The sequence below is a fragment of the Marinobacter salexigens genome (genome assembly GCF_002806945.1).
In the GTDB taxonomy this organism is placed as follows: Bacteria; Pseudomonadota; Gammaproteobacteria; order Pseudomonadales; family Oleiphilaceae; genus Marinobacter; species Marinobacter salexigens.
Genome location: NZ_NIHC01000005.1, coordinates 24,237 through 48,655, shown reverse-complemented (window position 1 = coordinate 48,655; position 24,419 = coordinate 24,237). Strand labels below are relative to the sequence as shown.

Below are 24,419 nucleotides of genomic sequence, written 5' to 3'. Positions count from 1 at the left end.
CATCCCGTGTCCGCCCGCACTTATAAAGCCTGGCATGACCTTTTTGGGGTGTCCTATGGTTTGGAAATCTGGAGATAATTAATGCGCACAAGTCAGCCAAAGACCATCCGTCTAAGCGAATACAAAGCACCTGCTTACTTGGTAGATACCGTTGATCTTCGCTTCGAGCTCTTTGAGGAAGGCGCCAGAGTACACGCCACTCTTGCGGTGCGCCGTAACCCGGAGTCCACGGGCGCGGCTGCGCCGCTGATGCTGGATGGCGACAGTCTCAAGTTGGAGCAAGTTGTGCTGGATGGCAAAAAGCTGGCAGCAGGCGATGATTACGAAGAGACCGGCGCACAGCTTGTGATAGCCAAGGTGCCAGCCCGGTTCGAACTGACGGTCGTGACCTGGATCGAGCCCCAGAACAATACCCGTCTTGAGGGGTTGTACAAATCTTCGGGCATGTTCTGCACTCAGTGTGAAGCCGAAGGCTTCCGCTGCATTACCTATTTCCCGGATCGGCCGGATGTTATGGCTCGCTATCGCACTCGGATTGAGGCAGACAAAGCCAGTTGTCCGGTGTTGCTGTCCAACGGTAACGACGTTGAACGCGGGGATCTGGAAAATGGTCGCCACTTTGTAACCTGGGAAGACCCTTTCCCCAAGCCCAGTTATTTGTTCGCCTTGGTGGCGGGTGACCTGGTTGAGAAAAAGGATAACTTCACCACTTGTTCCGGCCGGGACATTGATTTGCGTATCTACGTTGAGGCACGTAATGCCGCTAAGTGTGAGCATGCGCTGGATTCTCTCAAGCGCTCCATGCGCTGGGATGAAGAGGTTTATGGCCGAGAGTACGATCTCGATATTTTCATGATTGTCGCCGTAGATGACTTCAATATGGGGGCCATGGAAAACAAGGGACTGAACATTTTCAACTCGTCCTGCGTCTTGGCCAGTCAGGAAACCGCAACCGACCTCGCGTTCCAGCGCATTGAATCCATTGTTGCCCATGAGTACTTCCACAACTGGTCTGGCAACCGGGTAACCTGCCGGGACTGGTTTCAGTTGAGTCTGAAAGAAGGGTTCACGGTGTTCCGGGATTCTGCTTTTTCTGCGGATATGGGCTCACCAACGGTGAAGCGCATTGAAGACGTTACATTGCTGCGCACCGCTCAGTTCGCAGAGGATGCAGGTCCCATGGCGCACCCGGTACGCCCGGCTTCGTATATGGAAATCAGCAACTTCTACACCCTTACCATCTATGAAAAGGGTGCCGAAGTGGTGCGGATGATTCACACCTTGCTCGGGCCAGAACTCTTCCGCAAAGGCAGTGATCTGTATTTCGAGCGCCACGATGGTCAGGCGGTCACCACCGACGACTTTGTTAAAGCGATGGAAGATGCGTCTGGCCGGGATCTCACACAGTTCCGTTTGTGGTACGACCAGGCCGGTACACCGGTACTGACTGTGTCCGACGCCTACGATGCAGAACTGGGAATCTACCGTTTGACGGTTCAACAGGATATTCCGGACACTCCGGGCCAGACGGGCAAGAAGCCGCAGCATATACCCTTTGCTCTCGGTCTGCTGGGCACGGATGGAGAGGCTTTGCCCCTCAAGCTGGAAAGCACCGAAGATGCAGCGAACGCGCCAACCGAGTGTATTCTTGAGTTGACCAAAGCAAGCCATACGTTCGAGTTCCACGGCCTGGCTCAGAAGCCGGTGCCCTCGCTGCTGCGCCACTTTTCAGCACCGGCGCGGGTGGTTTACCCCTGGACCCGCGAGCAGTTGGTGTTTTTGATGAGCCATGACCCGGATGGCTTCAACCGCTGGGATGCTGGTCAGCGTCTCGCTGTTGATGTTATCCAGTCACTGATCGGCGCGCCTGAGGATACTGAAATAGAGCCGCAGCTGGTTGCTGCTTACCGTAGCTTGCTTGGGGATGTGGCGCTCGACCAAGCGCTTGTTGCCAAGATGTTGCAGTTGCCCTCTGAAGCTTATCTCATAGAGCTGGCGGACAGCCCGGATGTTGCTGCCATTCACCGTGTGCGCGAGCGGGTGCTGGGTCACCTGGCAGGATCCCTGCGGGATGACTTAATTGACTGCTACCACCGGAACGCGAGTGAGGGAAGCTACGACCTCACGCCAGAATCCGTTGCTCGCCGAAGCCTGAGGAACACCGCGCTGGCCTGGCTATTGATGATTAATGACGAAGCCGGTCGCGATCTTGCCACTCTGCAGCTTCAAAATGCAGACAATATGACCGATCGCATGGGAGCCTTGAAAGCGCTGGTGAACTCCGATTACGCAGAGGAGCGAAGCAGAGCGCTTGAGGATTTCTATGAGCAGTTCCAGAGCGATCCCCAGGTTGTTGAGTTGTGGTTCTCGGTGCAGTCGTCCAGTGATCGCGCTGGCCAGTTGCCGCAGATTCAATCGCTGCTCAAACATCCCGCCTTTGATTGGAAAAATCCCAACAAAATACGCTCGGTGATTGGTGTCTTCGCTGGCCAGAATCTGGCGGCCTTCCATAGTCCTGACGGGTCGGGCTATGGGTTTCTCGCCGACCAAGTGTGCCGGCTGGATGATAGTAACCCGCAAATCGCAGCCCGACTGGTCACGCCGCTAACCCGCTGGAAGAAGTTTGCTCCTGGTTACAGTGCTCTGATGCGTTCAGCTCTGGAGCAGATCCGGGACAAACCAGAACTGTCGGCCGATCTTTACGAGGTGGTACATAAGAGCCTTGAAGCCTGAACGTAGACACGGTAGGAACTGGCTGCATGTGAAGCCCTGCATGCAGCCAGTTACAAAATCGCACTTTCGGTCGATAGACAACCTTGACGGATCGGTTAATCTTTCAGAAAGCCTGTTTTCCGTCAGGCAATAATAAAAAAGCCTTTCTACAGGCTTCCAGTTGAATTCAGGGCAATCTATGAATTATAAAAAGAGTGCGATACTCGGGGGCCTGCTCGCCCTCTCGATAGCATCAGCGCCTTCCTGGGCTGCAGTTTCTCCCAGTGAAGCTTCCCGTCTCGGCCGGGATCTTACCCCGTTCGGTTCCATAAAGTCCGGGAATGAATCAGGCACAATTCCGGCATGGACTGGAGGTCTCTCAGAGCCGCCGGCTGGCTATAACGGATCGGGCCAGCATCACATTGACCCCTTCCCGAACGATGAAGTGCTTTTCACCATCAATGCGTCCAATAAAGACCAGTATGCTGAGCATTTGTCGGACGGCGTTCTGGCAATGTTTGAAACCTATCCCACCAGCTTTCGCGTGCCGGTATACAAATCCCGCCGCACTCACGCAATACCTGATTGGGTTGCGGAGAACACCCGTGAGAATGCCGTTGAAGCACAGATTGTTGGTAAGGGTGAAGGTCTCAAAGGTGCTTATGGCGGCTACCCTTTTCCGATTCTGAGTGGCAATAACGAGGAAAAAGCCTGGCAGGTTATCTGGAATCATCTGACGCGTTGGCGTGGAATTTCAGGTACGCGTCGCTCCAGTGAGGTTGCTGTCCAAACTAACGGTAACTACTCGCTGGTGACCTCTCAACAGGAAGCATTTTTCAACTTCTATAACCCTGAGGGAGGAGAGAGTGAACTGGATAACGTAATATTTTATTACATCTCTTTCACTCAGTCTCCACCACGACTTGCAGGCAGTGCCATTCTTATCCATGAAACCCTGAACCAGGTCGTCAGCCCAAGAAATGGCTGGGGCTATAACGCTGGGCAGCGCCGGGTAAGAAGGGCTCCCAACCTCGGTTATGATTCGCCCATTGCATCTGCAGATAACCTTCGCACAGCGGATGATTCGGATATTTTCAACGGCGCTCTGGATCGGTACAACTGGTCTTACGAGGGATTGAAGGAAATTTACATTCCGTATAACAACTACCGCATCGGCGAAAAAGGTACACCCTATTCCGAAATACTCGGCATATCGCACTTGAATCCGGATCTCACACGCTGGGAACTTCACCGTGTGCACGTGGTTGAGGCCACGCTGAAAGAGGGGGCTCGGCATATATACGGCAAGCGCCGCTTCTACGTGGATGAAGACAGCTGGAACACGGTTTTGCTGGATCAGTATGATGGTCGTGACGAGTTGTGGCGTGTAACCATGGGCATGGCAAAAAATTATTATGAACTTCCAGGTGTGTGGACGGTTCTGGACGTCTATCATGATTTACAGGCCCGCCGCTATCACGTACTTGGCCTTGATACGGAAGAGCCCAATACACGGGTCCTTACTGACGACGTTCCGAACAAGCGTTACTATTCACCGGCTTCCCTGCGCCGTCGGAGTGTTCGCTAAGGCGCGCACTCTTTGTTGGTAGCACCAGTCTCGCTGCTTGAGGTCGAGATATCACATGCCGGTAACCCCAAGTGCCGGTTTGTTTGCCGTTTATTGCCGGTACTTCCGGCCAGAGACATACAGTTAAAACAACACAATAGGCAATTTGCATGGCTAAAAGGTTGATGTGCAAGACTCTCGGGGCGGCCTGTCTCGGGCTTTCCATGGTTTGGGTGGCGCCAACGGCGTTTGCGCTGCCGGATATTATTGAAACCCCCGCGCGGCAAACCGATTTGGCTTCTACGAACCTCCTTAACGACGCAGTTCGCACGGGCGACCGCATAGTTGCGGTTGGGGAAAGGGGGCACATCATATACTCGGACGATAACGGGCAAACCTGGGTTCAGGGTAGTGTGCCTGTGTCCGTTACCCTGACGGCTGTAGATTTTGGTAATGAAAGCCAGGGCTGGGCGGTTGGCCACAGCGGAGTGGTGCTGCATACCGAAGATGGCGGTGAGAACTGGAGTCTACAGCTAACTGGCACGGACGCGGCCGAGCTGGCGATTGCGAGCATGGAAGATCAGATTGCTGCCATGGAAGAGCGTATTGAAGCGGCTCCGGATTCCGAGAAAGCAGATCTTGAGTGGGCGATGGATGACTTGTTTTTTATCTTAGAAAACATGCAGTCAGACCTGGATATCGGTCCGGTAAACCCGCTACTGGGTGTCTGGTTTGAAGATGACCAGCACGGATTTGTCGTAGGCGCTTATGGCATGATCCTGCGCACAGAGGACGGCGGCCAGACTTGGAGTGATTGGGCGGCACAAATCGAGAACGCACAGAACTTCCACCTCAACAGCATTGCCCCTATTACTGGCGGCGCGCTTGCAATTGTTGGAGAGGCAGGGCAGATCCATATTTCAGTAGATGGTGGGGATACATGGGAGCGCCGGGAAAGCCCTTATGAGGGCTCTTTGTTTGGCGTGATCGGAACTGGCCGGGTTAATGAACTTCTAGCCTTTGGTCTGCGTGGCAACATGTTGTTTTCAACAGATCTCGGGAAGAGTTGGCGAATGGTTCCAAACAGTGCAGGTGCGACGCTTAACGATGGCGCCGTAGCTGACGATGGTCGGATTACTCTGGTCGGGAATGGTGGTGCAGTACTTATGAGCACTAATGGCGCAGAAACGTTTCGTGAGCATTTCCGAAACGATCGGGCCGGTATTATGAGTGTTGTTCCGGTAACCGGTACCAACCTTCTTGTCGTAGGTGAAAGCGGCGTGAAAATTACCGACGCCCGCGGAAAGAACCTCCAATAACGCCCTGATGCGGCAACAACTGAATAAATAATAGAGGGGCTTTTGAATGTCCAACCCGAACCATGACAGGGGTGAGCACTACCTGACCACGCCCAAGGCAGAGCCATTTTTGGAACGCCTGATTTTTAATAATCGTGCGGTGATCCTAATAGGTTTTCTGCTTTTAACGGTGTTTTTGGGCTATAACGCTGTAAAAATCCAGCCGGATGCAAGTTTTGAGCGGATGATTCCGCTTGAGCACCCATACATTATCAACATGCTGGATCACCGGAATGACCTGGAAAACCTTGGCAACTTTGTGCGTATTGCTGTGGAAACCAAAACCGGTGATATCTTCTCCGCAGAGTACATGGAAACTCTGAAGCAGATCACCGATGAGGTTTTTTATCTTAATGGTGTCGATCGTTCGGGGTTGAAAACCCTTTGGACATCGAACGTTCGTTGGGTGGAGGTAACAGAACAAGGATTTCAGGGCGGTATCGTTATTCCCGATGACTACGACGGCTCACCTGCCAGCCTGGAAAACCTGCGCCAGAACATACTTCGCTCCAACGAAGTGGGGCGGCTGGTATCAGATAACTTCCGATCCACGATCGTGTATGCGCCTCTTTATGAGAGGAACCCGGAAACCGGTGAGCCGTTGGATTACGCAACCTTCTCTCGAGAGTTGGAAGAAAAAATACGAGATAAATACGAGGCACAAAACCCCAATATAAAAATTCACATTGTCGGCTTTGCTAAAAAAGTTGGGGATTTGATTGAGGGTATTGGTTCGATTGCCTGGTTTGCTGGTATCACCATTCTTCTGACAACCTTGCTGCTGTTCTGGTACTCCCGTTGCATCAAAGGTACGCTGGTGCCTGTTTTTACCTCTATTGTGGCCGTGTTTCTGCAGTTAGGCGCCCTGAGACTTCTGGGCTATGGGCTGGATCCATACTCGGTACTGGTACCTTTCCTTGTATTTGCCATTGGCATCAGCCATGGCGTGCAAATTGTAAACGCCATGGCAGTGGAAGCTGCTAAAGGCTTTGATGCGGTAACTGCCGCTCGCCTGGCATTCCGTGCATTGTATATTCCGGGGATGCTAGCGCTGATTTCCGACGCATTCGGCTTCCTCACGCTGTTCTTCATCGAGATAGACGTTATCCGTGATCTTGCTATTGCGGCTGGTTTGGGTGTGGCCTTTGTAATCCTCACCAATCTGGTGCTCCATGTACTGATCATGTCCTACCTTGGAATCTCCAAAGGCGGTATTCGTCACGTACAGAACCAGGGTGAAAAGCAAGATCGCAAGTGGCGTTTGATGTCCTACTTTGCCCACCCTGGCGTCGCGCCGATTTCACTACTTATTGCTGTGGTCGGCTTGGGTCTTGGGCTTTACCACAAGCAGGATCTGAAAGTTGGAGATCTGGACCAGGGCGCCCCTGAACTTCGTGCCGATTCGCGCTACAACCTGGATAACGCCTATATCATCGATAATTACTCTACGAGTGCTGATGTGTTGGTTGTGATGGTCAAGACGCCGGAAGAACAATGCACCCAGTACAATGTTCTGCGAGCTATGGATTCCTTGCAGTGGGAACTCCAGAACACCCCGGGTGTCCAGTCGTCTGCTTCGCTTGCCGATGTTTCCAAAATTGTTACCAAGGCACTTAACGAGGGTAACTGGAAGTGGTATGAGATCTCCCGCAACCAGACCATCATAAACGCGTCTATCCGTGAGGCGCCGTCTGGGCTAATCAACACCAGTTGCAGCCTGACACCGGTGCTGGTGTTCCTTGAAGACCACAAGGCAGAAACCCTGGAAACTGTGGTTGAGAGGGTTGAGAAATTTGCCGGGGAAAACAGCAACGATGAGCACACCTTCTTACTGGCGGCGGGTAACGCCGGGGTTGAAGCGGCCACCAATGAGGTTATTGCCAGTGCCAAGGATATGATGCTTATCCTTGTATACAGCGTGGTGAGCCTCTTGTGCTTTGCGACCTTCCGCTCTGTGCGGGCTGTGTTGTGTATTGTTGTCCCACTGGGGCTAACGTCGATCCTTTGTGAGGCGATCATGGCTGTGTCGGGTATTGGCATCAAAGTGGCGACCCTCCCGGTAATTGCTCTTGGTGTAGGTATTGGTGTGGACTACGGTATCTATATCTATAGCAAGCTCGAAAGGTATCTGTTGGAAGGCAAGCCGCTTCAGGAAGCCTACTTTGAAACTCTGCGCTCAACCGGTAAGGCTGTCATGTTTACGGGTGTTACGCTGGGGCTTGGAGTGGTGACCTGGATCTTCTCGCCAATCAAGTTCCAGGCAGATATGGGCTTCTTGCTGTTTTTCATGTTCCTGTGGAATATGATTGGAGCCATCTGGCTTCTGCCTGCGCTCGCACGATTCCTGCTGCGGCCGGATCATATGATCGCCAAGTCACGCGCTGCAAAATAGAATTGGTAGCAGCTGAAATAAAAGCCCGCTAACTGCGGGCTTTTTTGTTGTCTGCTCAATCGGTTAGCGTGCGAATCAAGACTTTATTTATCGCGTAAAGTGGTCTATGTTCTAATTTGAGCGCGATGCTTGCCCGAGTCTTCAGGCGGGTAGTTGAATACAACGATGACAATAAGGAATGATTGACATGACACTGAAACTTAAAGCCTCTGCATTCGCAGTTGCTGCGGCTGTTACTCTGGGCGCTGCCTCCACAGCTGTTTCCGCACAGGAGCAACGTTTTGTTACTATCGGCACCGGTGGTGTTACCGGCGTTTATTACCCGGCAGGTGGCGCTATTTGCCGCTTGGTTAATATGGATCGTAAAGAGCACGGTATTCGCTGCTCTGTAGAAAGTACGGGTGGGTCTGTTTACAACCTGAACGCGATCAGCCAGGGCGAACTGGATCTTGCGGTTGCTCAATCTGACTGGCAGTACCACGCCTACAATGGCACCAGCCAGTTCAAAGACAGTGGTGCCAACACAAATCTGCGTGCTGTGTTCTCCCTGCACCCGGAGCCGTTTACTGTTGTCGCCAGCAAGGGTTCAGGTATCAAGAACTTTGAAGACCTGGCTGGCAAACGGGTTTCTGTTGGTAACCCAGGCTCAGGCCAGCGTGCCACAGCTGAGGTTCTGATGGACGAAATGGGCTGGACCATGGACAAGTTCTCTCTGGCTGCCGAGCTAAAGGCTGCAGAGCAATCTCAGGCTCTGTGTGATGGCAACATTGATGCCTTCTTCTACACGGTCGGTCACCCTTCTGGTGCAATCAAAGAAGCAACCACATCGTGTGACAGCGTTCTGGTGAACGTATACAACGATTCAGCTAAAAAACTGATTGATGACAACCCGTATTACCGGAAGGCGGTCATTCCCGGAGGCATGTACCGTGGCTCTGATAACGACGTAACCACCTTCGGCGTGGCGGCAACCTTTGTTTCTTCAACGGATGTGCCTAACGAAGTAGTTTACGAGGTTGTCAAAGCGGTATTTGAAAACTTCGACAGCTTCAAGCGTCTGCACCCAGCTTTCGCAAACCTGAAGAAGGAAGAAATGGTTTCAGATGCCTTGAGTGCTCCGCTGCACCCTGGCGCAGCCAAGTACTACAAAGAAGCCGGCCTGATTGAGTAATCTGATCCCAGGCGCATGAAATAGCTGCGGGCGAATTCTGCCCGCAGCCTTAATTAATCTATTGTTTCCCTCTTACAGGATTCTGCTATGACCAATAGCGACCCGAGAGTCGGGGATGGCATCGATAAGCAGAAGGTGGAGGAGTTTCTTCAAACCGAATCCGGTGGAAGGGCTGCTACCGGATCTGCTGCGATCATTCTTTTTGTTGTTCCTTTGCTCTGGTCTCTTTTCCAGCTTTGGATAGCATCACCATTACCCTATATTTTTGAATTTGGCGTGCTCAACTCTACAGAGTCGCGTTCGATTCACTTGGCGTTCGCCTCATTCCTGGCATTTGCGGCATTTCCAATGATTCGAGGCAGGCACGTCAATAAAGTGCCTGTCTTTGACTGGATACTCGCACTAGCGGCAGCGGCTACGGCGTCATACCTGTATGTTTTTTATGACCAGTTAGCAAGCCGTCCGGGCTCACCTAACACGCAGGACCTTGTAGTGGCCCTGACCGGGCTTGTGCTGTTGCTTGAGGCTACCCGCCGCGCGCTGGGCCTTCCCCTTACGATTGTTGCGGGTGTATTCATTGTTTACTCCCTTGCCGGCCCCTACATGCCGGATGTGATTTCCCACAAAGGAGCAAGCCTGAACAAGCTCGCATCGCACCAGTGGCTTGGCACCGAAGGTGTATTCGGTGTTGCTCTGGGTGTGTCTACCAGTTTTGTCTTCCTGTTCGTTCTGTTTGGCGCTTTGCTAGAACGCGCTGGAGCGGGAAATTACTTTATCAAGGTGGCTTACGCCATGCTTGGCCACATGCGTGGAGGGCCTGCAAAAGCGGCGGTCGTCGCCAGTGGTCTCAGTGGTGTTATTTCCGGCTCCTCCATTGCAAACGTAGTTACCACGGGAACCTTCACCATTCCGCTAATGAAAAAGGTGGGCTTCCCGGCCACCAAAGCTGGCGCGGTCGAGGTGGCAGCCTCAACCAATGGGCAGTTAACGCCACCCATCATGGGTGCGGCGGCATTTTTGATGGTTGAGTACGTGGGTATTTCCTACCTTGAAGTGATCAAGCATGCCATTTTGCCGGCGATGATTTCCTACGTGGCGCTCATTTATATTGTGCACCTGGAAGCTTGCAAGATGAATATGAAGGGGGTTGAGCGCCAGAACAAGCCGACCCTCGCCCAGCGTATGCTCGTGTGGGTAATGCTTCTCTTGGGGCTGAGTGTGTTGACTCTGGCCGTATATTATGGAGTTGGCTGGATGAAAGGCGTGTTCGGCAGCGCCGCCATGTGGATACTTGCGCCGCTTCTGGTGGCTATTTATGTCGGGCTTGTGGGCTACGGCTCGCGCTTTCCCGATCTGGAGGAGGATGCTCCGGATTCACTCATGGAGCAGCTGCCACCAGTCGGGCCCACGGTAAAAACCGGGTTGTACTTTCTGTTGCCAGTCGTTGTGCTGGTCTGGTGCCTGACAGTGGAGCGCTTCTCGCCACAGCTATCGGCCTTTTGGGCTACCGTGTTCATGGTGTTTATCATCATTACCCAGCGCCCACTGAAGGCCTTTTTCAAGAACAGTGGTAATTACACGGGTGGGCTGAAACAGGGAGGCCTGGATCTGGCCCAGTCGCTGGTCACCGGTGCTCGCAACATGGTGGGTATTGGTGTGGCTACAGCTACTGCAGGCATTGTAGTGGGAACGGTTACTTTGACCGGTATCGGCTTGGTAATGACTCAGTTTGTTGAGTTCATCTCCGGCGGTAATCTGCTGCTGATGCTGGCTTTCACTGCAGTTATCAGCCTGATACTTGGGATGGGGCTACCGACTACGGCTAACTACATTGTGGTGTCTACCCTCATGGCGCCGGTTATTGTAACACTGGGTGCAGAAAACGGTTTGTTGGTGCCTTTGATTGCCGTTCACTTGTTTGTATTTTACTTCGGGATCTTGGCGGATGACACGCCGCCAGTAGGGCTGGCTGCCTATGCTGCCGCAGCGATATCCGGGGCAGATCCAATACGAACGGGTATACAGGGCTTCACCTACGATATACGAACCGCCATTTTGCCTTTTATGTTCATCTTCAATACTCAGTTGTTGTTGATTGGGCTGACAGGGTGGTTTGACTTGTTGGTGACGGTGTTTAGTGCTGTGACTGCCATGCTGGTGTTTTCGGCAGCCACTCAGGGCTTCTGGTTTACCAAAACCCGTTGGTGGGAAACCATTGGCCTTCTGCTGATTACCTTTACGCTGTTCCGCCCCGGCTTTTGGTGGGATGAAATATACCCGCCCGCCATTGATCGTCCCGGTTCAGAGCTGATGGAGCATATCGATGATATTGCCCCGGATCAGGCTATCGTGTTGCAGGCCACTGGCATGTCGTTTTCGGGTGAGGATGTGTCCAAGTACCTGAAGTTGCCATTACCTGCAGCTGATACACCAGAGCAGCGATTGGCGGCTGCTGGGTTGGAGGTGTCCGAGGCCGGCGATGTTATGAACGTTGATTTTGTCAACTTTGGTAGCGATGCAGAAAAAGCCGGGTTGGGTTTTGGCTGGACAGTTGATGTGGTGCAGGTGCCAAACCCGCGCCCGCCAAAAGAGTTAATGTTCATTCCGGCACTGCTCTTGCTCGGCCTTCTTGCCTTTGCACAGCTTCGGCGCAGGGCTGGTGAAGGTGAGCGGCCTCCTTTTGTGCCGTCGGCCCAGTAAACTGATAGCCCGGCAGTAAAACCGCTTGGTATGGCTCTAAGTAAACCCCGGCATTAACCTGTCGGGGTTTTTTCTGTTAAACTGCCCCCCGAAACGGCTCGCGGTTTGTATCGCGGAATGCTGTCACCATGTGATCTCTGGTATAGATCACCGCTGAGCAATTAACAGGAGCTTCTCATGCCCGTCATAACCCTGCCGGATGGCAGCCACCGTAGTTTTGCAGAACCCGTAACTGTCCATGATGTCGCCGCCGACATTGGTGCCGGCCTTGCCAAAGCCGCTCTTGCCGGCAAAGTGGATGGCAAGCTTGTGGATACCAGCTATCGGATCGAACAGGATGCCGAACTGGCAATCATTACTGAGCGTGATGAAGAGGGTGTTGATGTTATCCGCCACTCTACGGCTCACCTACTGGCCATGGCGGTTAAAGAGTTGTTCCCTTCTGCACAGGTGACTATCGGGCCGGTTATAGACAACGGCTTTTACTACGACTTCAAGTTCGATCGGCCTTTCACCAATGAAGACCTGGCCCGAATCGAGAAGCGCATGGAAGAACTCGCCAAACAGGATATCCCCGTATCCCGCTCTGTGCTTTCCCGCAGTGAAGCGGTAAAGCTGTTTGATGAAATGGGTGAGGAATATAAAGTCCGGATTATTGAAGACATTCCTGGTGATGAGGATCTGTCTTTCTATCGTCAGGGGGAGTTTATCGATCTTTGCCGCGGCCCTCATGTACCCAGCACTGGCAAGCTTAAAGCCTTCAAGCTGACCAAGGTTTCCGGGGCTTTCTGGCGCGGCGATACCGACAATGAACAGCTACAGCGGGTTTATGGTACTGCCTGGGGTAACAAAAAGGACCTCAAAGCCTACCTGCACCGCCTGGAAGAAGCAGAAAAACGTGACCACCGAAAGCTCGGTAAAAAACTGGACCTCTTCCATATGCAGGAAGAATCGCCAGGCATGGTGTTCTGGCACCCGGACGGTTGGTCGATCTACCAGGAAATCGAGCAGTACATGCGGAGCAAGTTGCACCAGCATGGATATAAGGAAATCAGGACGCCCCAGGTGGTGTCTCGCAATTTGTGGGAGCAGTCCGGTCATTGGGACAAGTTCCGTGATGATATGTTTACCACAGAATCCGAGAAGCACGATTTCGCCATCAAGCCTATGAACTGTCCCTGTCATATTCAGGTGTTCAACCAGGGTTTGAAGAGCTACAAGGACCTTCCTTTACGGCTTGCGGAGTTCGGTTCGTGTCACCGGAATGAGGCCTCTGGTGCCTTGCACGGTTTGATGCGAGTACGTGGGTTTACTCAGGATGATGCTCACATTTTCTGTGAAGAGGATGCGGTTCAGCCGGAAGTGTCAAAATTTATCGAGCTTCTTCATGAGGTGTATGCAGATTTTGGCTTTGAAGAGATTCTGTACAAGCTTTCTACACGCCCTGAAAAGCGCGTGGGTTCAGACGAAGTATGGGATAAAGCCGAAGCCGCTTTGGAAGAGGCTTTGAACCGCGAAGGCGTTGATTGGGAGTTGTTGCCGGGTGAGGGTGCGTTCTACGGCCCAAAAATCGAGTTTTCTCTCAAAGACTGTATCGGTCGAGTGTGGCAGTGTGGCACTATCCAGGTAGACTTTTCCATGCCTGGCCGTCTTGGCGCCCAGTACGTTGCAGATAACTCTGAGCGTAAAACGCCGGTTATGCTGCATCGGGCCGTACTTGGCTCTTTTGAGCGGTTTATTGGTATCCTTATTGAAGAGTATGAGGGGGCATTCCCCACTTGGCTGGCTCCAACACAGGTGGCAATCCTTAATATTACCGATAATCAGCGTGATTATTGTCAGGATCTGGCGAAAAAGTTGGATTCTTTAGGCTTTAGGGTTAATGCTGACTTGAGAAACGAGAAGATCGGCTTTAAAATCCGCGAGCATACAATTAACAAAGTTCCCTTTCTTGCCGTTGTCGGCGATAAAGAAGTCGAAAACAACGCTGTTGCGGTGAGAACCCGCAAAGGCGAAGATTTGGGAACTCTATCGCTCGAAGCGTTCGAACAACTTCTGAAAGAAGATGTTGAGCGTAAGGGCAGAATCAAGACGGAGATTTAACTATTAAACAGCGAACGAATCGGGGTGGGCGTACTCCAAAGGCGCCGATCAATGAGAATATTGATGCAACTGAAGTCCGCCTGATTGATGCCGAGGGCACTCAGGTAGGTGTAGTTCCGATCGCAGACGCCCTCAAGATGGCTGAGGAGGCGACCCTGGATCTGGTACAGGTTACAGATTCCGATCCGATCGTCTGTAAAATAATGGACTACGGCAAAAAGGTCTTCGACGAAAAAAAGGCGAAGGCAGCTGCCAAAAAGAAGCAGAAGCAGACACAAGTCAAAGAGCTTAAGTTCCGTCCAGGAACTGAAGAAGGGGATTATCAGGTAAAACTACGCAACCTGGTACGTTTCCTTGAAGGCGGGGACCGCGGCAAAATCACTATCCGCTTCCGTGGCCGTGAGATGGCACACCAGGAAATTGGTATGAAGCTCATGGAGCGCATCGAAGCAGATATTGAGTCGATTGCCCAGGTAGAAATGCGGCCGAAAATGGAAGGCCGGCAAATGACCATGGTTGTGGCTCCCCGCAAAAAGAAGTGAATTTGACTCAGTGATGGAGCCCCTGCCTAAGGCGGGGGTTTCGTCGTTCAGATTCATATTGATGTATTTAAAAAAACAGAATGCGGAGTTTTAAAAAATGCCTAAGATGAAAACGAAAAGTGGAGCGGCCAAGCGGTTCAAGAAAACTGCTACCGGCTTCAAGCACAAGTCAGCCTTCACCAGTCACATCCTGACCAAGAAGAGTCCCAAGCGTAAGCGTCAGCTGCGTGGTACTTCATTGGTTGCCAAGTCTGATGTGGCTTCCGTAAAGCGTATGCTCCGTAAATAACGCAGAATACACTCACAACGGTTTCAAGGTAGAAGGATTAAAGTATGGCTCGTGTTAAGCGTGGCGTGGTTGCACGTCGTCGTCACAAGAAAGTATTAAAGCAGGCCAAGGGTTACTACGGCGCTCGTAGTCGTGTATTCCGCGTTGCCAAACAAGCGGTTATCAAAGCCGGTCAGTATGCGTATCGCGACCGTCGTAACCGTAAGCGTGCGTTCCGCGCGCTGTGGATTGCTCGTATCAACGCTGGTGCCAGGGCTAACGGCCTGTCATACAGCCGCTTGATCTCTGGCCTGAAGAAGGCAAATGTTGAAATCGATCGTAAGGTTCTGGCTGATCTGGCCATGAACGAGCAGCAGGCTTTTGCTGCTGTTGTTGAGACTGCAAAAGCATCCCTTTGATCGCTTAGCTCTTTCATCGATTACGAGTCGATCGAGTGCCAGGCGCTGTTTAATCTGCGCAACAGGCACCGTTTAATAGGGGAAGGGCACGCTCTTCCCCTATTTTTGTTTAAAGATTTCTTTTTGAAATCCTCATTTCTGGTTTGGAGCAGGGTCAATGGAAAACCTGAAGCAACTGGTTCAGGACGGTTTAGCAGCAGTCGAAAATGCCGACAGCTTGCAGGCGCTTGATCAAATTCGTGTGGAATATCTTGGCAAGAAAGGCGCCATTACTCAGCAGGCAAAGACCTTGGGCAAACTTTCTGCAGAAGAGCGCCCCGCAGCCGGCCAGAAGATTAATGAGGCAAAAGGACAGGTTGAGCAGGCGATTAACGTCAAGCGCAGTGACCTGGAGAGAGTTGCCATTGAGCAAAAGCTTGCTGGTGAATCGATTGACGTAACCTTGCCTGGCCGGGGCCAGGATCTGGGTGGCCTGCACCCGGTTACCCGCACTCTTCAACGTATAGAAGAGTTCTTCTCCCGTGCCGGTTATACCGTAGAGCAGGGGCCGGAGATTGAGGACGATTACCACAACTTTGAAGCCCTCAACATTCCAGGCCATCACCCGGCTCGGGCAATGCACGATACCTTCTACTTTAACCCTGGCACTTTGTTGCGTACACACACCTCTCCGGTACAGATCCGTACCATGGAAGCGGGGAAGCCACCGTTTCGCATGATTTGCCCCGGGCGGGTGTATCGCTGCGATTCGGATATGACCCATACCCCTATGTTCCATCAGGTTGAGGGGTTGCTGGTTGAGAAGGATGTCAGCTTTGCAGACCTGAAAAGCACGGTTGAGGAGTTCCTGCGAGTATTTTTTGAGCGGGACCTTCAGGTTCGTTTCCGGCCTTCTTACTTCCCTTTCACCGAGCCTTCCGCAGAGGTGGATATTGAGTGGGGGCGTGAAGCCGATGGCAGCATCAAGTGGCTGGAGATTATGGGTTGCGGCATGGTGCACCCGAAAGTATTTGAACATTGCGGCATTGATGCCGAGGAATATCGCGGCTTTGCGTTTGGTATGGGCGTCGAACGCCTTGCCATGCTCCGTTATGGCGTAAACGATCTGCGCATGTTCTTTGAGAACGACCTGCGCTTTTTGCGCCAATTCCGTTAATACGACGTTTTACGGCATCCGAATCAACAGTCGAAACCGCATCAGGACAAGGCAATCAGCATGAAATTCAGTGAGCAGTGGCTGCGCGAGTGGGTTAATCCGGAAATCAGTTCTCAGGAGCTGATGGATCAGATAACAATGGCAGGGTTGGAAGTCGATGGCTTCGAACCTGTGGCTGGCAAGTTTGAGGGCGTGGTCGTTGGAGAAGTTCAGTCCGTTGAGCCCCATCCGGACGCCGATAAGCTGCGTGTATGCCAAGTGAGCGATGGTGCTCAGGTTGTTCAGGTTGTGTGTGGTGCGCCCAATGTGCGCGAGGGTCTGAAAGTACCTTTTGCAGTGGTTGGTGCCGTTCTGCCCGGAGATTTCAAAATTCGAAAAGCGAAGCTTCGCGGCCAGCCTTCTGAGGGCATGCTGTGTTCGGAATCCGAGTTAGGATTGTCAGAAAGCCATGAAGGGTTGATGGAGTTGCCCTCTGACGCTCCGGTTGGGGTGTCCTTGAGTGACTACCTCAGGCTGAATGATGTGGCCATCGACGTGGATTTGACTCCCAACCGTAGCGATTGCCTTTCTATTAAAGGCATTGCTCGCGAAGTGGGCGTTTTGAATAGCATGGTTCCAGAAGCACCACATATTGAGCCAGTAGAGGCTGTGCACTCAGAGGTTCCCGATATCCGTGTGGACGCACCGGAAGGTTGTCCGCGCTACTTGGGGCGCATTCTTCGGAATGTGAACCTTCAAGCCGAAACGCCCTTGTGGATGCAGGAGAAACTCCGTCGTTCCGGCTTGCGCTCTATTGATGCAGCGGTGGATGTGACCAACTTTGTAATGCTGGAGCAGGGGCAGCCCCTGCACGCATTTGATCGCGATGAGATTAGTACGGGCATTGTTGTTCGTATGGCGCGCCCCGCTGAAAAGCTTGTACTGCTAGACGGGCAGGAAGTTGAGCTTACTGAACAGACGTTGGTGATTGCCGATCATGAAAAACCAATAGCCATCGCAGGCGTTATGGGTGGGGAGCATTCAGGTGTAAATGCAAAAACCCGTGATTTGGTGCTCGAGGCTGCCTACTTCGACCCGATTACGCTTGCTGGAAAGGCGCGACACTATGGTCTACATACGGATGCCTCTCATCGTTTTGAGCGTGGTGTGGATTACGAACTTGCCCGCGACGCTATGGAGCGAGCAACGCAACTGTTGCTGGAAATTGTAGGCGGTGAGCCTGGGGAAATTGTTGAGGTATCCAGCGCCAAACACTTGCCAAAGGCGCGCACAATCGATCTGCGCTCCAAGCGCTTGGCGGATGTGCTCGGCCTGGAAATTAACCGTACAGCGGTTGAAGAAATCCTGATCCGGTTAGGGTTGCGTGTTGATAAGCTCCTGAAAGATGGCTGGCGAATTCTCGTGCCCAGCTTTCGCCCTGATATATCCATTGAAGAAGACCTGATCGAAGAGGTTGGCCGCATTTATGGTTACAACAATCTTCCCGTCACCGAGCCTACGGGTTCGCTTGGGTTGCGCTTAAATGACGAAGCAACTCGGCCAGTGTCGGCGATACAGAGTTACTTTGTTTCTCATGGCTATCAGGAAGCGATTACCTACAGCTTTGTAGATCCAAAAGTGCAGGCGCAGGTAGATCCTGAGCATGAAGGTATCGCCTTGGCGAATCCCATTTCTTCAGACTTGTCCGTTATGCGAACCACCCTCTGGAGTGGCTTGTTGAAAACGGTTGCTCACAACCAGAATCGCCAGCAGCCACGGATACGTTTGTTCGAGACAGGTTTGCGTTTTCTGCAAGATGGCCAACGGATTGAACAACAGCCCATGTTGGCCGGTGTGGTTGTTGGCCCGCAATATCCTGAAAACTGGGTGAATGGTCGCAGAACTACAGATTTTTTTGATGTAAAAGGTGAGTTGGAAGGGCTTTTTAGTTTGCTGGGTATTCAAATCGGGTTTGTTGGTAGCCGACACCCGGCTTTACACCCTGGCCAGACTGCTGAGCTCATTAGGGATGGAGAGCATGTAGGGTGGCTGGGTACGCTACACCCACAGGTTCAGAAAAATCTTGAACTTAATGGCACCATTCTGATGTTTGAGCTATCCTTGAATTCAATCACTACTGGATATGTGCCTAATTTCAAAGAAATTTCGAAATTCCCGGAAGTTCGACGGGATTTGGCGATTATTATCGGTGGTGAAGTCTCGTTTGCTGACGTAGAGCGTGTAGCCCGCAAGCATGCCGGCGAGCGATTGACAGCGTTGCGTGCGTTTGATGTGTATCAAGGAGAAAGCCTGGGCGAGGGTAATCGTAGCTTGGCGCTCAGCTTATTCTGGCAACATCCTGAACGTACGTTGAATGAAGATGAAGTGCATTCACTCTTTAATGGTGTTATCGACGCACTGAAGGAAGAGCTGGGGGCAACACTGAGGAGTTGAGACATGGCGGCTTTGACGAAAGCGGAAATGGCGGAGCGCTTGTACGAAGAATTGGGTCTGAACAAACGCGAAGCCAAGGAAATGGTGGAAGCTTTCTTCGATGAGATCAGAGGCGCACTCAGCCACAACGAGCAGGTAAAACTGTCGGGTTTCGGTAACTTTGATCTGCGAGACAAAAAGCAGCGGCCGGGCCGAAACCCAAAAACCGGTGAAGAAATTCCTATAAGCGCACGACGCGTTGTAACGTTTCGCCCGGGTCAGAAACTGAAACAGAAAGTAGAAGCGTATGTTGGAACCCAGTCATAACAACGAACTGCCCACCATTCCCGGGAAGCGTTACTTTACGATTGGTGAAGTAGCAGAGCTGTGCGCTGTAAAGGCGCACGTTTTGCGCTACTGGGAACAGGAGTTTCCGCAGCTGTCACCTGTCAAGCGCCGCGGGAACCGCCGCTACTACCAGCGTGCGGATGTGATAACCATACGCCAGATACGCAGCTTGTTGTACGAGCAGGGTTATACTATTGGTGGGGCCAAGCAGAAGCTTAGTAGCCATGAAGTAAAAGATGACACGACCCAATACAAGCAGCTTATCCGGCAAATGATTACTGAATTGGAAGAGGTTCTGGACGTACTGAACGCGCCAACAAAATAGACAAGAGCCTCTTTATATAGAAAAGCCGAAGCGATTCTTCATCACTTCGGCTTTTTTGTGCCAGTTGTTCAGCCTGGCCAATGTGTCAATCTACTGCTTTTTACAGGTTTTAATCCCCAGCAGTGAATACGCAGGGCAGTTGCCTGCGAGCGCTGTCACCAAAGGCACAATACCAATCCAGCCCCAAGGAGTTTGCGGGCCAACGAACACCAGCGCCAGAAGTACAATGCCAACAATGGCACGAATGATTCTGTCTGCAGATCCCATATTAACGCTCATAATCCCTTCTCCTGTGTTGGTATGAGGCTACAATGCCTACTTTAGCCGGCACCCTGTGCCCGTTCAGTGATAAAGTCACACTGACCCCTTTCTTATTTAAAGCCCAGGGAAGAGTTGATGCTGCATCATAGTATTTTAGATACACTGCCCAGGGAGCTTCGGATGGAGGCTCTTGAAAGTATTCAGGTTATGCGCTTTCCGCGAGACAAGGTTCTGTTCCGGGCAGGTGAGCATTGTCAGGGCCTGCCCCTGATGCTTAGTGGCTCAGTAAAAGTTCAAATGACTGGCGTGTCTGGTAACAGTATTGTGCTTTACCGTATGGCTGCGGATGACATATGCACTCTGTCTATTGGCTGCCTGATGACCGGGCATGGTTACAGGGCAGAGGCATTTGTGGAGGAAGAGTCTGAAGCAGCCATGGTTCCTCGGGGCTTGTTCGATAGGCTGATGGATCAGTCTGCCGATTTTCGTTTGGGGATTATGGAATCTTACGGGCGGCGTCTTGACGATCTGATGCTGTTGGTGGAAGAGGTGGCATTTCGCCGAATGGATGAGCGGCTTGAGGAATGGCTCCAGGCACGCCGCAGCCCTATACACATCACTCATCAAGAGATCGGTGTAGAGCTTGGAACCGCCAGAGAGGTCGTCAGTCGGTTGCTGAAAGAGCTTGAGCGCAAGGGAAGAGTAAAATTGTCGCGTGGCAGGATTGATGTCACGGGCTTATAAAACAAGCGCCCCGGCGTTCTCCGGGGCGCTTGGTCGGCCTTATGGCCGTCAGGGGTAAGAATTACCAGTCGGTGACAGACTTAATCTCAAGAAACTCTTCCAGCCCCCAAGCGCCGCCTTCGCGACTGCCATTGCCGGATTGTTTCATGCCACCAAATGGAAAGCCTGCAGAACCGGGTTTTCCGTTGATCTCCACCATGCCGGATCGGACTTGCCTGGCAACCCTGCGTGCTTTTTCTTTATCGGAGGTCTGAATATAGTTGGTAAGCCCGTAAACGGTATCGTTTGCTAGCTCTATTGCTTCCTCTTCCGTTTCAAAAGGCGTAATAGAGAGGACCGGGCCAAAAATTTCCTCGCTCCAGATGGTCATACCGGGAGTGACATCCGCGAAAACAGTTGGCTTTACGAAATAGCCCTTCTCAAAACCTTCTGGTCGGCCTTCACCGCCCGCCGCTAGCCTGGCGCCTTCCTCTATACCTTTTTTGATCAGTCCCTGAACTTTTTGGAACTGCTGTTCGGAGACTACGGGCCCGATGTGTCGACCTTCAGTGCCTGCAAGGCCCACGTCGGTTTTGCTGGCGATCATCACGGCAGTTTCCACTGCTTGGTTGTAAACAGACTTTTCCACCAGCATTCGAGTAGGAGCGTTGCAGGATTGGCCTGAGTTGGCGAAACAGTGGCGTACACCGCGGGTCACCGCTTTTTCATCCGCATCTGCAAAAATTATATTGGCCCCCTTACCGCCCAACTCAAGGCCGACCCTCTTCACTGTGTTTGCTGCTGCAATAGTGATGGCTTTGCCTGCGCGGGTTGAGCCGGTAAAACTCACCAGATTAACGTCTGGATGCTCGGAGAGTTGCGAGCCAACGCCGGCGCCGTCGCCATTGACCAGGTTGAACACGCCCGGTGGGAAGCCAGTGCTGTCGATCATGTCTGCTAAAAGCATGGCTGAAAAGGGTGAAACTTCTGAAGGTTTGAGAACCATCGTACAGCCGGCGGCCAAAGCCGGAGCTACCTTCAGCATTACCTGGTTCATTGGCCAGTTCCAGGGTGTTATCAGCGCGCACACACCCACGGGCTCATGCAGGATAATGTTGTCCGGTGCATGCTCACCAAGTGGGTGTTCAAAGTTGAAGGACTTGAGTGCGCGGATGGTGTTTTTCAGATGCGCTGCGCCAGCTCCAACCTGTGCACTGCGCGCAAGATCAATAGGCGCGCCCATTTCCTGGCTGATGGTTTGGGCCATCTCTTCTGCCCGGGCCTTATAGGTTTCAAACAGGCGTTCCAGCAGCTCGATACGCTGCTCTTTGGTAGTGGCCGACCACGTCGGGAAGGCCTGTTTTGCAGCAGCGACGGCGTTATCTGTATCGGCCTGTGAGCCCAGGGTGATTGTGGCGAAACCTTTCTCGTCAGAAGGGTTGATCACTTCCAGGTGCTGGGTTCCCTCAGGTGTAACCCACTTGCCATTAATGTAGAACTTGTTTGCATCCATCATGGTTCAGCTCTTTATTGGGAATTTAGGCCATGGTAACAGATTGAAGGGATATTGGGCCTGAGGCGGTGACCTTCAGTTGATCAAGCGAACCCAGGGGGACCCCAATCTACCGGTGGGGCATTTGGCCCGGAGTCTCTGAGTGCCACTAACGCTTCTGGTCGTCGTAATAGCAATGGTTAAATGAGTGACGAGGAAGCCGGTCGGAGTAACGCTCCTGAAAAGCGCGGGATTCCGTAGCGCAATACGGCCATCCTGGATATATCGCACCACTTGGCGGAGCTGACCCCGGGCGAGACATTTTTGCGTGGTATTCCGGCAGGCTTTTTCATTGCGGCAATGGTGTGGATGTTGCCATCAGCGAAGGGGTACGAACTGCTGGTTATTGTGATGTTTACCTGGCTGATCGCCGCGGGTTGTTCGCGATGCTGGCCTATGGCCAGGTTCATGAAGAAATGTGAAGGGCGCCCTGATCCTGGTTCACTGAATGTGCTTCCGTCCGCACCAGAAATTCTCCTATATGTTCGAAGGCCTCTTCCGCCTCCGGTAACAAGGGCGTGAACAGGTGCCACACATGAACCATGTCGGGCCAGGTTTTCAGTTCCACCGGCGAGCCAGCCGCCTGTGCTTTTGCGACATACCGTTGGGCATTTTCCAGTAATAGTTCCGATTCACTGGCGTGAATCAGTGTTGGCGGAAGATTATGGAGCTCTCCTCGCAAGGGGGATACCATTGGGTTGGTGGGCAATACCCGCATGCCCAAAACCGTTCCCCACCAAAGTAGCGGCAGAGGTATCCGCGCCAGTTTCTCAACAGTTGGTCCCAACATGGCGTCGGTTTTCAGGTTGGCTCGTTTGCTCAGTGATGTGAGCATGAGCTCGGTAGAGGGCGACAGGGCAATAGCTGCATTCGGTGTTCGCAGCCCCTGGTCTCGTATCCAGGTAATCAGCCCCAGGGTGTGACTGCCGCCTGCGGAGTCCCCGGCGACCACCACAAAATTGGCCGGTGTCTTGCCGTCCGGGCCGTTGTCCAGTATCCACCGGTACGCCTGCTGGCAGTCGACAATGCCGTCCAAATAGCGGTTTTCCGGCATTAGCCGGTAATCAATGGCGAATACGCAGGCGTGGGCCAGCCTCGACAACCGGTCAGTGATGGCGCGATGGCTTTTGGGGCTGCCGGCGAACCAGGAGCCGCCGTGAATATAGAGAATCCGGCGGCTGGGATCTGATCCGGGTGCAATCACCCATTCCCCCTTCGGTGCGCCGCTTTCAGGCGGGTGGGTTTCCGAGACGAGTTCCAGGCCGTCGCTCATGCTATCCATGTAGCGACGCAGTGCCTTTACACGAGCCCGGCCCCGGAGACCTTCAGCTGCGGCATGCATTCCTTTAACCTTTTCAAGTACTTGTCGTTGGGCCTCGCTTTGTTGCGGGTGGCTGGTCGTTTCGTCCTCGGTATCGTGTTTTTGACGCCGTACAAACACCACTGCTGCCAGCAGCGCGACCACCAGCAAGCCAAACCACATCATCATGAACCAGGCGATTCCGAAAATCATGTGCCATCCTTTCGTGGTTTCAGGGCGGCTCACCGATGAGCTGCCATGCAGGTACAAGAAATCTGGACTAAGGTACTAAACACCATGGTTGAGTTTGATTATCAAGTAAATCTTGGTACGGTTTTCGCAGATGTTCAGGTTAACAATGCAATTTGGAGATGACTTCATGCTAAAAAAATATGTGATACCCAGTTTGCTGTTGGTCGGTCTTGGCCTGACGTCTCTGAGCGTGCACGCAGGCTGGACGCTTGACTCGGATAAGTCGTCACTACACTTCGTATCAATCAAGAACGGCACAACCGCCGAAACGCATAGTTTTGCGGAGCTGCAAGGGAAGGTTGGTGATGATGGAAAGGTGAATGTGGATATTCATCTCGATAGCGTTGATACCGACATTCCTATCCGCGACGAGCGCATGCGCGAGATGCTGTTTGAGACGGAAACCATGCCAACGGCAACAGTAACGGCCCAGATTGAAGCCGCCGTATTCGAGCAAATGCCGGAGGGTTCTATTGAGAGCAAAGACGTTCGCCTGACGCTGTCGCTGCATGGTCAGGTGCAGGAATACGACACCCGCATGAAGATCGTAAAGCTGGCCAACGGCGGCGTTGCCGTCAGCACTGAACAACCATTGCTGGTTGAAGCAAAAACCTTTGGCTTCACTGAGGCTATTGAAGCCCTGCGCGAAATTGCCGGGTTGTCGTCTATCGCAGCCGCAGTCCCGGTCACGGCTAATCTGGTGTTTCGGATTGTAGACTAAAAAGCTGGGGCAGGCAGAAGTTCGTGAGAAGTTGCAGCTAAAGCCTTGCCCTTATACTCTTTGAGCGCCAACTAAATCCACTCATGGCCCTGCGGCGCTTTTCAACATGACAGTTTCCTACTCCCCCGCCTTAAAAA

Annotated in this window: 19 protein-coding genes; 16 read left to right on the top strand and 3 right to left on the bottom strand. The window is 52.5% G+C overall.

Going from position 1 to position 24,419, the window contains the following annotated elements:
- Positions 1-81 precede the first annotated feature (81 nt).
- The 14 genes from pepN to CDH47_RS10395 all read left to right on the top strand — a co-directional run bounded on the left by pepN (position 82) and on the right by CDH47_RS10395 (position 19,473).
- A complete protein-coding gene (pepN, locus tag CDH47_RS10460; protein ID WP_100639837.1) occupies positions 82-2,733 on the top strand; it encodes an aminopeptidase N in 2,652 nt (883 codons plus the stop codon).
- A 178-nt stretch (positions 2,734-2,911) separates the two neighbouring features.
- Complete coding sequence (locus tag CDH47_RS10455) at positions 2,912-4,300, top strand: DUF1329 domain-containing protein (protein WP_100639835.1); 1,389 nt, start codon at positions 2,912-2,914, stop codon at positions 4,298-4,300.
- A 149-nt stretch (positions 4,301-4,449) separates the two neighbouring features.
- Positions 4,450-5,598 (top strand): WD40/YVTN/BNR-like repeat-containing protein, encoded by a 1,149-nt coding sequence (locus CDH47_RS10450; protein ID WP_239985724.1) that lies wholly within the window; start codon positions 4,450-4,452, stop codon positions 5,596-5,598.
- 46 nt (positions 5,599-5,644) lie between these two features.
- The gene (locus CDH47_RS10445; protein WP_100639834.1) at positions 5,645-8,029 is read left to right on the top strand and encodes an efflux RND transporter permease subunit; all 2,385 of its coding nucleotides are present in this window, start codon (positions 5,645-5,647) and stop codon (positions 8,027-8,029) included.
- A 187-nt stretch (positions 8,030-8,216) separates the two neighbouring features.
- Positions 8,217-9,200, top strand: coding sequence for a TAXI family TRAP transporter solute-binding subunit (locus CDH47_RS10440; RefSeq protein ID WP_100639833.1), 984 nt, complete (start codon positions 8,217-8,219; stop codon positions 9,198-9,200).
- 87 nt (positions 9,201-9,287) lie between these two features.
- Entirely contained in the window at positions 9,288-11,900 is a 2,613-nt protein-coding gene (locus CDH47_RS10435) for a TRAP transporter permease (protein ID WP_100639832.1), read from the top strand.
- Positions 11,901-12,077: 177 nt separating this feature from the next.
- Positions 12,078-14,003 carry a threonine--tRNA ligase gene (thrS, locus tag CDH47_RS10430; RefSeq protein ID WP_100639831.1) on the top strand — a complete coding sequence of 642 codons (1,926 nt, stop codon included), beginning with the start codon at positions 12,078-12,080 and terminating at the stop codon, positions 14,001-14,003.
- Between the two features lie 2 nt (positions 14,004-14,005).
- A complete protein-coding gene (gene infC, locus CDH47_RS10425; protein WP_100639830.1) occupies positions 14,006-14,545 on the top strand; it encodes a translation initiation factor IF-3 in 540 nt (179 codons plus the stop codon).
- 97 nt (positions 14,546-14,642) lie between these two features.
- Positions 14,643-14,834, top strand: coding sequence for a 50S ribosomal protein L35 (rpmI, locus tag CDH47_RS10420; RefSeq protein WP_100639828.1), 192 nt, complete (start codon positions 14,643-14,645; stop codon positions 14,832-14,834).
- A gap of 44 nt (positions 14,835-14,878) precedes the next feature.
- Positions 14,879-15,232 (top strand): 50S ribosomal protein L20, encoded by a 354-nt coding sequence (rplT, locus tag CDH47_RS10415; RefSeq protein WP_100639826.1) that lies wholly within the window; start codon positions 14,879-14,881, stop codon positions 15,230-15,232.
- 157 nt (positions 15,233-15,389) lie between these two features.
- Positions 15,390-16,388: a phenylalanine--tRNA ligase subunit alpha gene (pheS, locus tag CDH47_RS10410; RefSeq protein ID WP_100639825.1), complete on the top strand. Its 999-nt coding sequence runs from the start codon at positions 15,390-15,392 to the stop codon at positions 16,386-16,388.
- Between the two features lie 60 nt (positions 16,389-16,448).
- Positions 16,449-18,821 carry a phenylalanine--tRNA ligase subunit beta gene (gene pheT / locus CDH47_RS10405; RefSeq protein ID WP_100639823.1) on the top strand — a complete coding sequence of 791 codons (2,373 nt, stop codon included), beginning with the start codon at positions 16,449-16,451 and terminating at the stop codon, positions 18,819-18,821.
- A 3-nt stretch (positions 18,822-18,824) separates the two neighbouring features.
- Complete coding sequence (ihfA, locus tag CDH47_RS10400; protein WP_071264800.1) at positions 18,825-19,127, top strand: integration host factor subunit alpha; 303 nt, start codon at positions 18,825-18,827, stop codon at positions 19,125-19,127.
- Positions 19,108-19,473, top strand: coding sequence for a MerR family transcriptional regulator (locus CDH47_RS10395; protein WP_100639822.1), 366 nt, complete (start codon positions 19,108-19,110; stop codon positions 19,471-19,473). The genes ihfA and CDH47_RS10395 overlap by 20 nt, the downstream gene beginning before the upstream one ends.
- A 90-nt stretch (positions 19,474-19,563) precedes the next feature.
- On the opposite strand, the gene CDH47_RS10390 is transcribed toward CDH47_RS10395, so the two are convergent.
- Complete coding sequence (locus tag CDH47_RS10390) at positions 19,564-19,752, bottom strand: YgaP family membrane protein (RefSeq protein ID WP_100639821.1); 189 nt, start codon at positions 19,750-19,752, stop codon at positions 19,564-19,566.
- A gap of 162 nt (positions 19,753-19,914) precedes the next feature.
- On the opposite strand from CDH47_RS10390, the gene CDH47_RS10385 reads away from it, so the two are divergent.
- Positions 19,915-20,478, top strand: coding sequence for a Crp/Fnr family transcriptional regulator (locus CDH47_RS10385; protein WP_239985722.1), 564 nt, complete (start codon positions 19,915-19,917; stop codon positions 20,476-20,478).
- A gap of 61 nt (positions 20,479-20,539) precedes the next feature.
- Here the strand turns inward: CDH47_RS10385 and CDH47_RS10380 are convergent, their stop codons facing one another.
- Positions 20,540-21,973, bottom strand: coding sequence for an aldehyde dehydrogenase family protein (locus tag CDH47_RS10380; RefSeq protein WP_100639819.1), 1,434 nt, complete (start codon positions 21,971-21,973; stop codon positions 20,540-20,542).
- A gap of 442 nt (positions 21,974-22,415) precedes the next feature.
- Entirely contained in the window at positions 22,416-23,522 is a 1,107-nt protein-coding gene (locus CDH47_RS10370) for an alpha/beta hydrolase (protein WP_193601643.1), read from the bottom strand.
- A 166-nt stretch (positions 23,523-23,688) separates the two neighbouring features.
- Here CDH47_RS10370 and CDH47_RS10365 point away from each other — a divergent pair, with 166 nt between their 5' ends.
- The gene (locus CDH47_RS10365) at positions 23,689-24,282 is read left to right on the top strand and encodes a YceI family protein (RefSeq protein WP_161494487.1); all 594 of its coding nucleotides are present in this window, start codon (positions 23,689-23,691) and stop codon (positions 24,280-24,282) included.
- The last annotated feature ends 137 nt before the right edge of the window (positions 24,283-24,419 follow it).